At 42.1% G+C, this 14,196-nt stretch carries 11 protein-coding genes; 5 read left to right on the top strand and 6 right to left on the bottom strand.

Annotated features, from left to right (window positions below; all coding sequences use genetic code 11):
- Positions 1–358 precede the first annotated feature (358 nt).
- A complete protein-coding gene (locus tag HC643_RS32880; protein ID WP_038080898.1) occupies positions 359–1,633 on the bottom strand; it encodes a sensor histidine kinase in 1,275 nt (424 codons plus the stop codon).
- Positions 1,634–1,836: 203 nt separating this feature from the next.
- Between HC643_RS32880 and HC643_RS32875 the strand changes: the two genes are divergently transcribed.
- Positions 1,837–2,136: a 30S ribosomal protein PSRP-3 gene (locus HC643_RS32875; protein ID WP_038080895.1), complete on the top strand. Its 300-nt coding sequence runs from the start codon at positions 1,837–1,839 to the stop codon at positions 2,134–2,136.
- A gap of 169 nt (positions 2,137–2,305) precedes the next feature.
- Here HC643_RS32875 and atpC read toward each other — a convergent pair whose 3' ends face one another.
- The 3 genes from atpC to HC643_RS32860 all read right to left on the bottom strand — a co-directional run bounded on the left by atpC (position 2,306) and on the right by HC643_RS32860 (position 5,833).
- Complete coding sequence (atpC, locus tag HC643_RS32870; protein ID WP_038080893.1) at positions 2,306–2,719, bottom strand: ATP synthase F1 subunit epsilon; 414 nt, start codon at positions 2,717–2,719, stop codon at positions 2,306–2,308.
- Positions 2,720–3,031: 312 nt separating this feature from the next.
- Complete coding sequence (gene atpD, locus HC643_RS32865; protein ID WP_050046592.1) at positions 3,032–4,480, bottom strand: F0F1 ATP synthase subunit beta; 1,449 nt, start codon at positions 4,478–4,480, stop codon at positions 3,032–3,034.
- 300 nt (positions 4,481–4,780) lie between these two features.
- Entirely contained in the window at positions 4,781–5,833 is a 1,053-nt protein-coding gene (locus tag HC643_RS32860) for a DUF1194 domain-containing protein (protein ID WP_237265996.1), read from the bottom strand.
- Between the two features lie 724 nt (positions 5,834–6,557).
- Here HC643_RS32860 and HC643_RS32855 point away from each other — a divergent pair.
- A complete protein-coding gene (locus HC643_RS32855; RefSeq protein ID WP_038092709.1) occupies positions 6,558–7,376 on the top strand; it encodes a SirB1 family protein in 819 nt (272 codons plus the stop codon).
- A gap of 37 nt (positions 7,377–7,413) precedes the next feature.
- On the opposite strand, the gene HC643_RS32850 is transcribed toward HC643_RS32855, so the two are convergent.
- Positions 7,414–7,863, bottom strand: a complete 450-nt coding sequence (locus HC643_RS32850; protein WP_038092712.1) for an SRPBCC family protein — start codon at positions 7,861–7,863, stop codon at positions 7,414–7,416.
- Positions 7,864–8,026: 163 nt separating this feature from the next.
- On the opposite strand from HC643_RS32850, the gene HC643_RS32845 reads away from it, so the two are divergent.
- The 3 genes from HC643_RS32845 (at position 8,027) to HC643_RS32835 (ending at position 11,151) form a co-directional block, all read left to right on the top strand.
- A complete protein-coding gene (locus tag HC643_RS32845; protein ID WP_038092715.1) occupies positions 8,027–9,667 on the top strand; it encodes a mechanosensitive ion channel in 1,641 nt (546 codons plus the stop codon).
- Positions 9,668–10,273: 606 nt separating this feature from the next.
- A complete protein-coding gene (locus tag HC643_RS32840) occupies positions 10,274–10,864 on the top strand; it encodes a fasciclin domain-containing protein (RefSeq protein ID WP_038092735.1) in 591 nt (196 codons plus the stop codon).
- An 89-nt stretch (positions 10,865–10,953) separates the two neighbouring features.
- Positions 10,954–11,151, top strand: coding sequence for a hypothetical protein (locus tag HC643_RS32835; RefSeq protein ID WP_137986561.1), 198 nt, complete (start codon positions 10,954–10,956; stop codon positions 11,149–11,151).
- A 225-nt stretch (positions 11,152–11,376) separates the two neighbouring features.
- Here HC643_RS32835 and HC643_RS32830 read toward each other — a convergent pair whose 3' ends face one another.
- On the bottom strand, positions 11,377–14,172 hold the full coding sequence (locus tag HC643_RS32830) for a CHAT domain-containing protein (RefSeq protein ID WP_038092717.1): 2,796 nt from the start codon (positions 14,170–14,172) through the stop codon (positions 11,377–11,379).
- Between the last annotated feature and the right edge of the window lie 24 nt (positions 14,173–14,196).

The following is a 14,196-nucleotide window of genomic DNA, read 5'->3' as shown; positions in this document are numbered from 1 at the left end:
TGCAAGCTAAAAAGAAAAGTAGGTAGGGCTTTGCCATACGTTTTACGTTCGTGGGAGCCCGCCTACTCTCTTCATAAAATTTAACAATTCAACTCTTGCTCCAAATGCGCCATCTTGTCGCATAATTGGGTGTGCAGAAAAAGTGCATAAGTCAAGCCCACTTGCACCCAATTCAAAGAAGTAGTGGCTTTGCCTCTATGCCTTTGTTTCCGTTCTGTTATGTGTGGGTTAAAACCCACACATTTCATCAGCCAATTGCTCAACTCTACAAGCGATTCATCCCAGAGGAGGCTCGTGTAAAACTAGCATGCCTTAATACTCAATCTAACATTTTAGCTTAAAACACGCTACTACAATGCTAGTATGCTGCCTTGATTGGTAGCTGTTTTTTCACGGTAAAAAAGAATGTACTCCCTTTTCCAACCTCAGATTCTACCCAAACCTTACCACCGTACATTTCTACAATCTTTTTCACTAAAGCCAATCCAATTCCCGTACTATCAGAGCTTTTATCGCTAGAAATTTTTTGAAATATCTGGAAAATTCTGGTAAATTGCTCTTTTTCAATTCCCAATCCATTATCAGCAACGCTAAAGAGCCAGTCATCGCTACCTTCATGACATTGAATCGTAATATTTCCTTGTGGTTTATCTATAAATTTAATAGCATTACTGAGTAAATTCTGAAACACTTGTTCTATTTTAGTTCTCTCGAAGTTAATCACAGGTAGGTTACCGATCGCCTCTATCTGTATACTGTCTTTGGAATCGAGAAGCTCAATAACGTCTGCCACTAATTGGTTTAAATTAACCTGTCCGATCTCCTCTTTGACACGTCCTACCCTGGAGTACTGTAAAATGCCTTCTATAAGATTATGCATTTTTTGAACTCGATTAATAAGAAGATTAATGAATTCTTGACCCTGTTCGTCGAGTTTATCGCTGTAATCTGCTAGGAGCCATTGAGATAACGAACTAATTCCCCGCAGTGGTGCTTTTAAATCGTGAGACACCACGTAAGCAAAATCATTTAACTCTTTGTTTGTACTTTCTACTTCTTTTAGTAACTGCGCCATTTTTTCCTGAGACTGCTGGCGCTGAAGAATTTCTTGCTGAAGTTGTTTGTTCGCGTGTTCTAATTCAATAGTACGTTGTTTGACTAATTCTTCTAGATGTTCTTTGTACTGTCGCAACTCTTGCTCAACCTTTTGACGTTCGGCATTTTCTTTTTGTAAAGCCCTATTTGCTTGTTCAAGCTGTGCTGGGCTCGGGAGAGCAAGGGCTTGCGGGACTAAAGGTATTAGAGTTAAAGCTGTATAAAAAGAGACTACAGCGGTAAAAGCTTTAAGAGTTCCAGATAACCAGTAAGTAGGATACCAAAGCGTCCAAACTTCCATTATATGTGTTGTACCACAGGAAACAATGAAAGCTCCAAACAACAGAAAAATAATTTTGAACGGGACATCTTGTCTTTTACGGACAAAGTAGACTAACGTGAGTGGAATTGAATAATATGAAAGCGCAATAATGACATCTGAAATTACGTGTAAGGAAACTAATTCAGGTTTCCAAAGATAACAATGCCCGTGAGGAATAAAATTGTCTGAGAAAAAACTTTGTAGAAGTTCCACCATCGACCCCCCGCATCCGTTGTCAACCCTTAACCTTAACAACAAAGATTTTAACTGGTAAGCAATGACCGATCGCTGGTAAAACTTAAGTGCGACCTAACTCCGAGCCTTCTGTCCTAATTATTGTTTGGTAAGCGGGTAGATATTGAGTTAGAATAAGCGATCGCAAAGTTAGTAAATAGCCCGGAGACTTACCGGAGGTGCCATTGTCCAAATTTCTTTTGAAAATACTGTGGTTAGACGATAATGTCGCATTGGCAGTCGATCAAGTAGTAGGCAAAGGCACAAGCCCTTTGACTAAGTACTTTTTCTGGCCAAGAAATGATGCCTGGGAAGAACTCAAGAAGGAATTAGAGTCCAAACACTGGATTACTGAACTGGATCGAGTAGAACTACTGAATAAAGCCACAGAAGTTATTAACTATTGGCAAGAAGAAGGTAGAAACCGTCCGATGGCTGAAGCACAGGCAAAATTTCCTGAAGTTACTTTTACAGGTAGCGCCTGATTTCCACATTAAGACGCATAATTAGGGTGGACAATGCCCACCCTTTTATGAAGTTTTTGTTGTTAAGTGTGTGGTAGAACGGGCGAGACGCCCGTCCCACACAAGCTAAAATTGCCACTCATATGAGCCATATTGCCGCTCATATGAGCCAAAATTGCTTTTACGCAACTTAAATCAATCCACCAGCAGCTTGAAAACGAGCACGAGCGCGTTTGTATGCTTGGGTTGCTTGGATTTGTGCTTGTCGATCGCCTTGCTGTACCTGATTCAAACGAGTTTCTGCTTCACCAAAAGCACTCCGGGCTTCCTCTAAATTAATAGAGTCACCACGTTCAGCACCGTTAACCAGAATTGTCACTTCATCTTGCTCAACTTCAGCAAAACCACCCAACAGAGCAATAGCGATCCAGCCCTGATTGCGATCGGGACGTACTCTCATGACTCCCGTATCTAGGGCGGTTAGAAGTGGTGCGTGTCCGCTAAGAATACCGAGTTGACCAGTGGTACTTGGCAAAACGACTTCTTCAGCCGCCGCATCCCACACTGTTTTATCTGGGGAAATTACACGAACAGTCAAAGTCATTCGTTTTTTGTCCTTTGTTTTTTGCTGATTGCTAATAGCTAATTGCTAATAGCTAATTGCTAATAGCTAATTGCTAATTGCACTATTAACCATTAGCCATTAGCCCTATCTTAGGAGCGGAGACGCTATGTGCAAGGCACACACTCCGCGTTGCCGCAGGCTATGCCCGCAGGGCTATACGCCAGTTGCCAGGTCGCGGGAAACCCTCCTGCAGCACTGGTCTCACCGCCTACAGAACTGGACTCACTATTAGCCATTAGCCATTAGCCATTAGCCATTAGCCATTAGCCATTAGCCATTAGCCATTAGCCATTAACCCTTAAGCTTTTCAGCTTTAGCGACGGCTTCTTCGATGTTTCCAACCATATAGAACGCTTGTTCTGGTAGGTCATCCAATTCGCCGGAGAGAATTCTCTGGAAACCTTTGATGGTTTCTTCGAGCTTCACGTACTTACCGGGAGAACCGGTGAAGACTTCTGCTACAAAGAAGGGCTGGGACAAGAAACGTTCTACTTTCCGCGCACGTGCTACGGTGAGACGGTCGTCTTCAGACAATTCATCCAAACCAAGAATGGCGATGATGTCTTGAAGTTCCTTATAACGCTGGAGAGTAGACTGTACTGCACGAGCGGTATTGTAATGTTCGTCACCAACGATGTTGGGTTGCAACATGGTGGAAGTAGAACCGAGTGGATCTACTGCTGGATAAATTCCCTTAGCTGCCAAACCTCGAGACAGTACTGTTGTTCCATCTAAGTGAGCGAAGGTGGTAGCAGGTGCGGGGTCAGTTAAGTCGTCCGCAGGTACGTATACCGCTTGAATTGAGGTGATCGATCCTTCAGTGGTAGAGGTAATGCGCTCTTGCAAGTCACCTACGTCAGTACCTAATGTCGGCTGATATCCTACCGCAGAAGGCATACGTCCCAATAGAGCTGATACTTCCGAACCTGCTTGTACAAATCGGAAGATGTTGTCAATAAACAGCAGTACGTCCTGCTTGTTTACATCTCGGAAGTACTCTGCCATTGTTAACGCTGACAGACCAACCCGCATTCTGGCTCCGGGTGGTTCGTTCATCTGACCGTAAACCAAGGCGATTTTCGATTCACTGGGGTTATCTTTGTTGATAACTCCGGATTCAATCATTTCGTTGTATAGGTCATTACCTTCGCGGGTGCGCTCGCCCACTCCACCGAATACGGACACTCCACCGTGTTCCATAGCGATGTTGTTAATCAATTCCATCATGATGACGGTTTTGCCTACACCAGCACCGCCAAACAGACCGATTTTACCACCGCGACGATAGGGAGTCAGCAGGTCAACAACTTTGATGCCTGTCTCAAACACGGATGGCTTGGTTTCCAAGTCAGTCAGTTTGGGTGCAGAGCGATGGATGGGGAACTTTTCTTCAGTATTTACGGGTCCCTTGTTGTCTACAGGTTCGCCAAGGACGTTGAAAATGCGACCCAGCGTGGCTTTACCAACTGGTACGCTGATAGGAGCGCCAGTATCAACAACGTCCATTCCACGTACCAAGCCATCTGTGGAACTCATAGCAACAGTCCGTACCTGGTTGTCACCTAGCAGCTGCTGCACTTCGCAAGTAACAGAGATGTCTTGTCCGGCTTCGTTTTTGCCTGTAATGGTCAAAGCGTTGTAGATGGGTGGCATTTTACCGCCAGGGAATTTAACATCTACAACCGGACCAATGACCTGGGTAATGTAACCAATGTTTGTTTTTTCTGCAGTGGTGACCATGCTGAGCCTAATTAATTGAAGCTATATTCCAGATAAGGTCAAGAAAGACATAAGATATTCCAATGTCATCTTCAAGATTAGCACTGAACGAGTCCTTCGCTGCGGCTTAAATTTATCCTTAAAAATTTGACTGTGTTGTTGAAGATAGGTTATTGGTCGATCGTTTCTTGACATATGAAAACAAATATGTTAAGTTTCCCTAAAAATTTATTAAAGCTAAATGTTGACAGCCAATTTTCCTGCCAAATTCTGGCTGTCTTTTCAGAAGCACTCAATTTGTATTTGTTGTGGATAAGTTTTTCAATGTCCTTTGCGTTTCTCGTTTCGTGTACGCATAGAGCCAGCGCTGACAGCACTAAATGCTAGCAAGCCCAGTATCGAAGATGCTTCAGGGACGGAAGTAGGATTTACTGTGACGGGAACCTGATTTGTGTCGGTTGCGGGAGGATCTGCTGTGACGGGAACCGGATTTGTGTCGGTTGCGGGAGGATCTGTTGTGACGGGAACCGGATTTGTGTTGCCTGTAGGAGGATCTACTGTGACGGGAACCGGATTTGTGTTGCCTGTAGGAGGATCTACTGTGATGGGAATCGGATTTGTGTTGCCTGTAGGAGGATCTGCTGTGATGGGAGTAGAATTTATTCTAATTTCTGCTTTGATCTTCTTGTCAATAGCAGTGTTGAACTCCTCAAAGGTTGCTGCTTCTACTAAGAAAGCAGGGCTGCCATCACCATTGACACCACCAAGAATTTCTTCTAAATAAAAGTTTTTCACTACAGGGTCGCTGCTAATAATGATACCGTTGATAGCATCAATGCCTTGAGCAAGAGCAAGATTCCGGGCGCTTGCTGTATCTATTCCGTCATTTTCTTCTCCATCGCCGGATACATCGATAACTTGCCTCGTTCCCTCAAAATCATTATTAAAGAATTTTGGAGTGGCGAAAGCGATCGCAGAACCAGGAGCAGTCGTGCCAGAAAATGGACGTTTTGTCGCACTAATAGCATTAGCAAATTGTTGTGAAGCTGCTACGCTATCGATTAGAGACCATCCTACAACTTCTTGCTGCTGTAGTGAGTTAGACCAGTAGATCATGTTGACCGCGATCTTACCTAATGGTCCTTTAGATATAAAGTCTTTGAAAAGATTGGGATTTAAAAAAGTATTTACATAACCCTTTGTTTGCAAGTCAAATTCCCTATCATCAATACTGCCCGATACATCTACAAGTAAAGTCAATTCTGTGTCTACTGCAGTGAGAGTCGCTGCTTGAGTACTTGTTGAAATAGCTAAAATTGACAAACTAAAAGATACTGCTGTTAATATTTTACGAATAAACTGCCAACGTTTCATATTGAGCCTTATGACTTTAAGAAAGCAAATTTTAATGAAAAAAATGCATACTAAGAAAGCTCCTAGTATGCAATGCCAGCATTTGAGCAGAATTATAAAATTTCTAATTAGTTACCAAAAATATTAAGTATTTTTAACAGGGTTTTCTTTACCTTTAACTGTTTATAGAGTACTGTAAAATTTGTTTCGCTCCTATGGTTTTTACTGAGATTCATACAAGAATTACATTGACGATAATGTAAGAGCGTGTATGAAAAACAGTCACGATAAAGCTTTGACCAATATTTTGCTATAAAAGAATGATATAAATTTTGTAAAAAAACATTTTTCTTTAAGAAAATTTTATTTAAAAAGCCCGTATTTACCGCATGAATGCTGATAAGTTTTATCATTACCATACAAGTATTACGCTCTTTGAGCCAGAAGATTATCTATAGACCTCTGGTTTTCAGGCCAACGCGCTGCCTCGGCTATACAATGGGTTATGGGAAGAGAAAATAGCAGATTTAGGGCTTACGCTTAGCCTCCCTGAAAAAGGCAGGGTGGTGAGCGCGATCGCCTCTAGAATCGGGCGGAGATGGAGGGATCTGCAACGCGTGAAATCCCTAAAATACTGTTGAGATTGTGTCAGTCCTGAGATTGCTTCTTTCCACATATGCTATGCCCAACGCCCAATGCCTCATTTTCAAGCTAGTTTGTTGTTTTGCAATCTAACCTTCTGCTTATGAACATCTCGTCAGCGCGACAGTATTTTTACAAAGAAGTTCAGCAGCCTGATGAGTACATCGACTTAGCAAGAGCAGCTTTGTACATCGCACAAGAAGAGTACCCCTACCTAGATATTGAAGAATACCTCAATGCTTTGGAGACAATGGCATTGGAGTTACAAGAACGGCTCCCTCAGGAACGCTATCCTCTAAAAATTATTCAAACGATTAATCAATATCTCTACGACGATCTGGGTTACGGCGGTAATAAAGATAACTATTACGACCCCCGTAATAGCTTTTTAAATGACGTAATTGACCGGAGATTGGGCATTCCCATTTCTTTGGCACTCGTTTACCTGGAATTGGCAAGAAAAATTGATTTTCCCATGGAAGGAATTGGAATGCCAGGTCATTTTCTGATTCGACCTAGCATCCCGGACATAGAAATTTTTGTTGATGTGTTTAATGGTGGTGACATCATGTTTCCTGAAGATTGTCAGGAACTACTCAGTCAGATGTATCAACAGCAGGTAACGCTACAACCAGAATTTTTTCCTGTTGTTAGTAAGCGGCAATTCTTAGAACGAATGCTGAAAAACTTGAAATACATTTACCTCAATCAACAAAATTTGGAAAAGTCTTTAGCATCAGTTGAACGGATTTTGATACTTTTTCCCGACCAAGTACAAGAATTACGCGATCGCGGTCTTTTGTGTTATGAACTCGGTCGATTTTCTCAAGCGTCAAGAGACTTAGAGACTTATTTGGCACAAAGCCCCAATGCCAAAGATGCTCATATTATCAGGCACATACTGTCTCAGCTCGGTAGATAGTTGTTAGTTGTTGGGTGTTGGTTGTTGATTGTTGGATTTAACCACCAACCACTAACCCTTCTGCAACCCGTTTCAAACGGCGCAGTTGAGCTTGCATATCGCTTTTTGTCCAATTTTCAGCAAAAGTTTTAAAGCCCCAACTGACTATAGGGTTGGGAATATCAAATTCAAACCTGTTCAGCAGTTGCGTTCCCTTGTCTATGGGTCGGCATTCCCAGCGATCGCGCCCTTCAAAAAAACCTTGAAATTCCCAGACAACCAAACCGGGCTGTCTCTCCACAATTGTACTGTGTAACGTGGGTTTGAGAATTGGTGTTTGAATAACGAACAAGCTTTTGCCACCAATTTCAGTACTCCACTGACCTAAAGGTTCACAGCGTAAAGCAGGGTTGAGCCAGCGATGCATTAACGTCAGGTCTGTAATGCATCGCTCCACGTCTGTCGCTGTCGCATTAATTTGAATCGATTGTTCAAAAACTTGAGACACAGTAAAAAATTTCTCGTGATATTAACTCATTTGTATGATTTTACTGGTAATCTACTGGCAAAACACTGTTAAGCATCAGGGTGTAGGATTGTCTTAACAATCCCTACTACGGATGCATTTAAGTGTTTTTTATTACAACACTTAACCTTTCTTTCAAAAAACCATGAACGCAACTTGGCAAACAGTATCCCAGGTGATAGATGTTGGTTTTTCGATGAGGGTCTGCTCGTTGGTTGCACAATCTCCAACCTTACCATCCGAACAAGTTGATGGATTGGATTACTTTCAGGCGACTCTGCAACAAATCATCCAGTTTCTGCCTCGATTGGTAGGGGCGGCGTTGATTTTGTTAGTAGGTTGGTTGATTGCTGCAGTCGCTAAATCTGTAACCCGTTCCCTCCTCAACCGCACGAATATCGACAATCGCATTGCTTCAGGAGTTACGGGAGTGGAATCTCCCCAGGTTGAGGGCATTATCGCCAACTTAGTCTTTTGGGCTATCCTCCTGATAACGGTTGTTGCGGTTCTAGATACCCTAGAACTGAGGGTTGCTTCTCAACCTCTAAATACTTTTCTCAACCAAGTTGGGGACTTTTTACCCAGGTTTGTTGGTGCTGTATTTATCTTCGCAGTCGCTTGGTTAGTGGCTACCCTGACAAAATTGATAACAGTACGGGGGCTACAAGCATTGCGGTTGGATGAACGATTAAATCCACCACAAGATAATAATGCTACCAGTCTCAATCAGATCTCATTGAGCGAGACAATTGGTAATGCTTTGTATTGGTTTATCCTTTTGGTGTTTCTCATCCCCGTGCTCGATAGCTTGGGGTTGAACCAGGCGTTGCTACCAGTACAAACTCTGGTTACACAAATTATTTCCATTCTTCCCAACATTCTAGGTGCAACACTGATTGCCACTATAGGCTGGTTTGTGGCTAACATTGTCAGACGGATTGTAACCAATTTGTTGATGACAACAGGTATTGACCATTTGGGAAGTCGGTTTGGATTGAGTGCAGCTGCGGGAACGCAATCGCTATCAACGATTATTGGTACGATTGTCTACGTATTAATTTTAATTCCTGTTGCTATTGCTGCACTGAATCAGTTGCAAATCCAAGCGATTTCCGTACCTGCGATCGCAATGTTGCAACAGATTCTTAACACTCTGCCATCAATCTTTACAGCAATAGCAATTTTGCTGATTGCTTACTTTTTTGGAAGATTTGTGTCGGAGCTAGTGACCAGTATCCTCACTAGTATAGGATTTAACAATATTTTCTCGGTTTTAGGTCTGCCATCACCTACCAAACGAGTTGTTATTCCAGAAGAACCTACACCCTCTGCGATCCCAAACCGCACTCCTTCAGAAATCGTTGGCATTGTTGTCTTAGTAGGCATTATGCTGTTTGCGACTGTTGCTGCGGTGAATATCCTGAATATTCCCGCACTGACAACACTCGTGACAGGGATTGTGATTATCTTAGGCAGGATTTTAGCTGGTTTGGTCGTATTTGCTGTTGGGTTGTATCTAGCAAATTTGGCATTTAGCATTATTGCGAGTTCTGGCGATCGCCAAGCACGAGTTTTGGGTCAAGTTGCCAGGATTGCTATTATTGCTCTGGTGTCTGCAATGGCATTGCAACAAATTGGCGTTGCTAGCGATATTGTGAATTTAGCTTTTGGGCTTTTGTTGGGTGCGCTTGCAGTCGCGATCGCCCTAGCATTTGGTTTGGGCGCTCGCGATATTGCTAGAAACCAAGTTCAAGAATGGCTGGACTCTTTTAAAGGGAAAAGCTAGAAACGGCGATTGCGCTGATACCCATAGGAATCATACAGTGATTGACGAAAAGTGTTAGGTACTGTTGGGTGGACATTGCCCCACATAAGGCTTTTTGTGGGTAATACCCGACGCCACTCCTCCCCTGCGCGGAAACCTCGCCCACGAGGACGGGTCCCCGACGTATGTTTCAAAAATCAAATAGGAGTCCTATAGGTTGAAGGAAAGTCAAAAGTAAAAAATCTTTTCAATTTTTTACTTTTCATTTTCCTTCTTAGTTTTCTCTCTAGAATCATCTCTTATTGTTAAATTAGACCATAGTTAAAGAAATTAACTGTTTATGGTATAATCTTCGCAGTCTAAGGTCGAGAAGTTCAATGTTCGTCTTGAATAAGGCCAAGTATGAGAAACTGTTTGCCAAAATGCAAACAAAACATAGGAAATCAGAAAAGAGTAAGTTGTAGTTAATCCATGAAGTATGAAGAGAGAAGGAAGGATTGGTGGCTCATATTGGTTGAGCTATGAATCTTTCTAACTTTATCCTTCAGCCTTTATCAATTCGTCAACCAGAATTTCGGCTTAAGACCGGGAATGCATCAAAGAGTTCATAAGGAACTTACACAATTTATGCTTATTCAAAAAAAAACTACTCAGAATACCAAACAGTTGTTTAAAAGGTTGGCTTTGATTGTAGGAATGGCTGGTGTTACTACCTTCATCAGTTTTCCTGTGCTGGCCAAATTTTATCCTCCCTTGGCACTGTTTCAACCTTCTGCTTATCGTAGCTATCCTTCCTATCGGAATTCTGAAAAGAACATCGCTGATACCCTCGTAGCAGAGAAGGGTAAATTTGCCAATTTTGTTTATGAATTGCAACAAGCAGGTCTTCTGGATGAGTTGAAGCAACAGGGTTCTTTCACAATTTTTGCTCCATCTGATGAAGCCTTTAATGCTTTACCCAAAGATGTCTATCAGCGATACAGTCAGCCGGAAAATCGGCTCAAAGTCCTAAAATATCATCTGGTTTCACGTCTCATTACAGAGAAAAACTTAAATGGTGCAGAAATCCCAACGGTCGAAGGTAAGAGTGTTAAAGTGACTGTTGGCTCTGATGGTGTTGTCAAACTGAATAATGCTGTTGGAAAGCCTCCCTCTATTCAAACAAAGAATGGTGTGATCGTTGAAATCGATCGGGTGCTTTTACCTCCTGGCTTCTAGTCATTAACTTCATCAAGCTCGGAAGACTGCAAGAACTCGACTTCTTGGAGGCTAAAGCGCATCAATGGGGGTGACACATCTCTGATTTAATGGCACTCCCTCATCTCTCGTTTCTAGCCTCTGGCTGGGAATGCAGGCTGTTAAGCTCTGCCTTGCTTAACAGATCGAGCACGGAAAACTACCAACATCGAATATCGGGTATTGTTCGCCCAACTTCACCTTGTTCGCGATCGCAACGGGAAAATTTCGTTGCGATCGTCCAATACCGTTCAGTTAATAAGATCTAATCCTTGAAGATTCCCCCAACTCCTCGATCGCAAGGGGGGCTTTATTCCCCCAATTCATCGGCTGCGGTAGTGTACACAAGTCTTATATAATGCATTTTTACAGTTTCGCTCCCCCCTAACCCCCCTTAAAAAAGGGGGGAACTGAATTCCACCGAAGGCATGTTGAGCCACCGGCTCGAGGCGGTCAGCCCACGATGAGCCAATAGCATCGTGAGTTGTCGGGCGCTACTGCCAATTTCCAACGAGAATGAAAGGTGCCCAAAAATGCGGATGTCTGTACTTCTCGTATTTTTCCATAACATTGAGTTGAGCTCTTCTCAGTGCTTCTGCTTTATTTTGGTTTGTCTTTTTTGCTTCTTCTAGCTGACTGTAGAATTCAGTCATGATTGTAGCAGTCGTTTCATCCACGACTGACCATAATGTTGCCAGCGTACTGCGAGCACCAGCCCGCACGGCGACACCGGCGAGCCCCAATGTAGCCCGTTTATCCCCACTTGCTGTTTTACAAGCACTGAGAACTAGCAACTCAATGGGTTTATTCTGATACAAAGAATGATTCTGCAATAACTGACCCAACTGATTCACGTTGATACGACTGTCCCAAGAAAGGATAAAGGTTTTTTCAGGGCTGGAGCTAAACTCACCGTGAGTTGCTAAGTGAAGTATGGGAGGAACGCGAGAAGCAATAATTTGTTGTTTGAGTAGCTTGCTTGTAAATTCTTCGTTGAGAACCAACCGTCGAGAGATTCCAAGACGCTTAATTTGTTGCAGTTCAGTTTCAACATTGCTTAATTCTCTAAAATCTTTGTGTGGCGCAAATCCCGGACGAATTTTACTGAGCCCTGCAGTAAAAGCTTTTAACTCAACTTGCGAGATTGGTTTTGGATCGACTAGCTGCAAACCAGGTGTGACAGCAAGGGCATACTTTTGTATGAGATATTGCTTGCCATCATATAGAATCGACATGGGAATATTTCGCAAGTCTCCATCTAACACGAAGGCTAGAGTTGTAACATTACTGTTTTTCAACTCTGACTCCATTGGTTTAATCAGCCAATCATACAACTTTTGGTAATATATGCGAGCAGTTTCCTCAACACTGACAGGATCTATTAGGGAACGTTGCACCTCATCTAGAGTTTTCTTAAATTCATCTGGTTCAAATGATGTTGTATGAAAGATTAAATTTGGCTTTTGAGGTAGGCTCAGGATAACTGTTAAGTTGTTTGACGAAACAATTGTGTAGATAATTCCTGCCTTTTTATCTATGTTATCAATTGGTTTGGATTTTTCTTCTACACAAGCTTCTTTAAAAAAGTTATTGAGTTCGGCTAATTGAAGAGACTCAATGACTTTACGAGCTTGAACTATCAGTTTTTGGCTGTCTTCATTCTTTCCTGCTGTTTTCAAGCTATGGGCATATCCTATGTCTAAATCCACTAACTCTCTGTATATTGGTTCAACACTTTTCTGAAAAGAAAATTGAACTTCCGGGTTAATCGTGACTAAGTCTTTACGTAATAACTGAAGAGCTTCATAGGCATTGGTGTAAGATGCGATCGCTTCTGGTATATCTCCTTGAGCCTTCTGTATTTTTCCCAACTGTCTGAAATGCTGATAAGCTATATCTGGGGTGTTAAAACTGGAATCAAAACTCAAAGCTTGTCTTGTCAATTTTTCTGCCTGAGGCAAATTATACATGGTTTCATTCATATACAATTTTCCCCTAGTTCCCAAAGCATAAGCTTCGGCTCTTTTATCTCCCAAACTCTCTGCTTGTTCTACTGCTCTAGCCAAAATTTTATTCACATCCAGAGCCGTTGGAAGTTGGGAATTACTCTTGAGTTGGTAGTTACTTTCTTCAGTGAGATCTATAAAGTTTTGAGCAAAGTTAATTTGCAGGTAAACGCCCGTGCGGCTTGGAGATAGGCTGTCGAGTTGGGGTTTAAGCGATCGCCATAATTCTTCGGCTTCGTTCCATCTCTCGAGTTTCATCAATAAACTGAGTTGATTCAGTTCTGCTTGCTGTCGCGCTATTGGTAGTGAGGACAAACTCAATACCATATTATACGAGTCTAACGCTTTTAATTCATAAGACTGCACTTCACCACGAGCTTCTTTAACTTTAGCTAAATCTCGTTGCGTATTTCCCAAACTTAGATATGTCGCTGCTTGCTCTTGAGGAGAATTTAATTTTTTAGCTAAATTTTTACTTGTTTCTAAAATCAGTTTAGCTTGTTCTAACTGACCCTCCAATCCCCTCAATTCACCAAAACTTCTCAATGCTATAACCGTCACCAATTTAGGAGATTCAGTTGTAGAGATCTTCTCAAGTTTTTTTTGTAATTCTTCTAAAGAGATTTGAGTGATATTGTCACAATTTTCAACGTCTATTTCTGGCTTCAACACTTGTAACAATGTATTGCAAGCACGGGAATAAAGACCCAAGTCTTGCATGGCTTGGGCTTGATTGATTGTGCTTTGAGTCAATTTCTCACTCTCGCCTATTTGGCTGTATATTTTAGTAGAATCATGCCAACTTTTGAGAGCATCTGACGAGCGTCCTAATTCCCGTTGTAAATATCCTTGAATATCTAAAGTTTGAGCTTGAATTTTTAGTTTATCTTTTCCTTCTTGAGTTGACAAAATTTGCAAGCTGTCTTCGATAGCTTTTTTTGCTTTATCCCACTGTCCTATTTTCTGATGAGTCAAAGAGAGATTGCTCAACGCCATTGCTTGATTTAAACCATCGCCTTGAGCCGCAAAAATAGCTGCGATTTTTTCCCAGACGACTGCCGCTTTTTGGAACTGTCCCGAGCGGTATAATTGAGTTGCCTCACTCACTAACTGTCCTGCATCTTGTTGAGATTGAACAACGGGAGTTGGTGAAGAAACTTTGGCAACAACAGGTGAGATAGTTGAGAGAGTAAATAATAAGGCTGCAAGAAAAAGGGAACGTTTTCTGTAGATCTTTTTCAAGAAATTTTGCAATTTCCAGAATTTGGGTTTTGAAGGGACCATGGTCAGTTTCTCCTGTCAATATGG

This window comes from Tolypothrix bouteillei VB521301, assembly GCF_000760695.4.
GTDB lineage: Bacteria > Cyanobacteriota > Cyanobacteriia > Cyanobacteriales > Nostocaceae > Scytonema > Scytonema bouteillei_A.
The sequence above is the reverse complement of the archived record's forward strand: the minus strand, read 5'-3'. Positions and strand labels throughout refer to the sequence as shown.

Bases quoted from the DNA above. Each gene is read 5' to 3' on its own strand.
- HC643_RS32830 (WP_038092717.1), bottom strand. From the start codon at position 14,172: ATGGTCCCTTCAAAACCCAAATTCTGGAAATTGCAAAATTTCTTGAAA.
- HC643_RS32845 (WP_038092715.1), top strand. From the start codon at position 8,027: ATGAACGCAACTTGGCAAACAGTATCCCAGGTGATAGATGTTGGTTTT.
- atpC (WP_038080893.1), bottom strand. From the start codon at position 2,719: ATGACTTTGACTGTTCGTGTAATTTCCCCAGATAAAACAGTGTGGGAT.
- atpD (WP_050046592.1), bottom strand. From the start codon at position 4,480: ATGGTCACCACTGCAGAAAAAACAAACATTGGTTACATTACCCAGGTC.
- HC643_RS32840 (WP_038092735.1), top strand. From the start codon at position 10,274: ATGCTTATTCAAAAAAAAACTACTCAGAATACCAAACAGTTGTTTAAA.
- HC643_RS32855 (WP_038092709.1), top strand. From the start codon at position 6,558: ATGAACATCTCGTCAGCGCGACAGTATTTTTACAAAGAAGTTCAGCAG.
- HC643_RS32880 (WP_038080898.1), bottom strand. From the start codon at position 1,633: ATGGTGGAACTTCTACAAAGTTTTTTCTCAGACAATTTTATTCCTCAC.
- HC643_RS32835 (WP_137986561.1), top strand. From the start codon at position 10,954: ATGGCACTCCCTCATCTCTCGTTTCTAGCCTCTGGCTGGGAATGCAGG.
- HC643_RS32860 (WP_237265996.1), bottom strand. From the start codon at position 5,833: ATGAAACGTTGGCAGTTTATTCGTAAAATATTAACAGCAGTATCTTTT.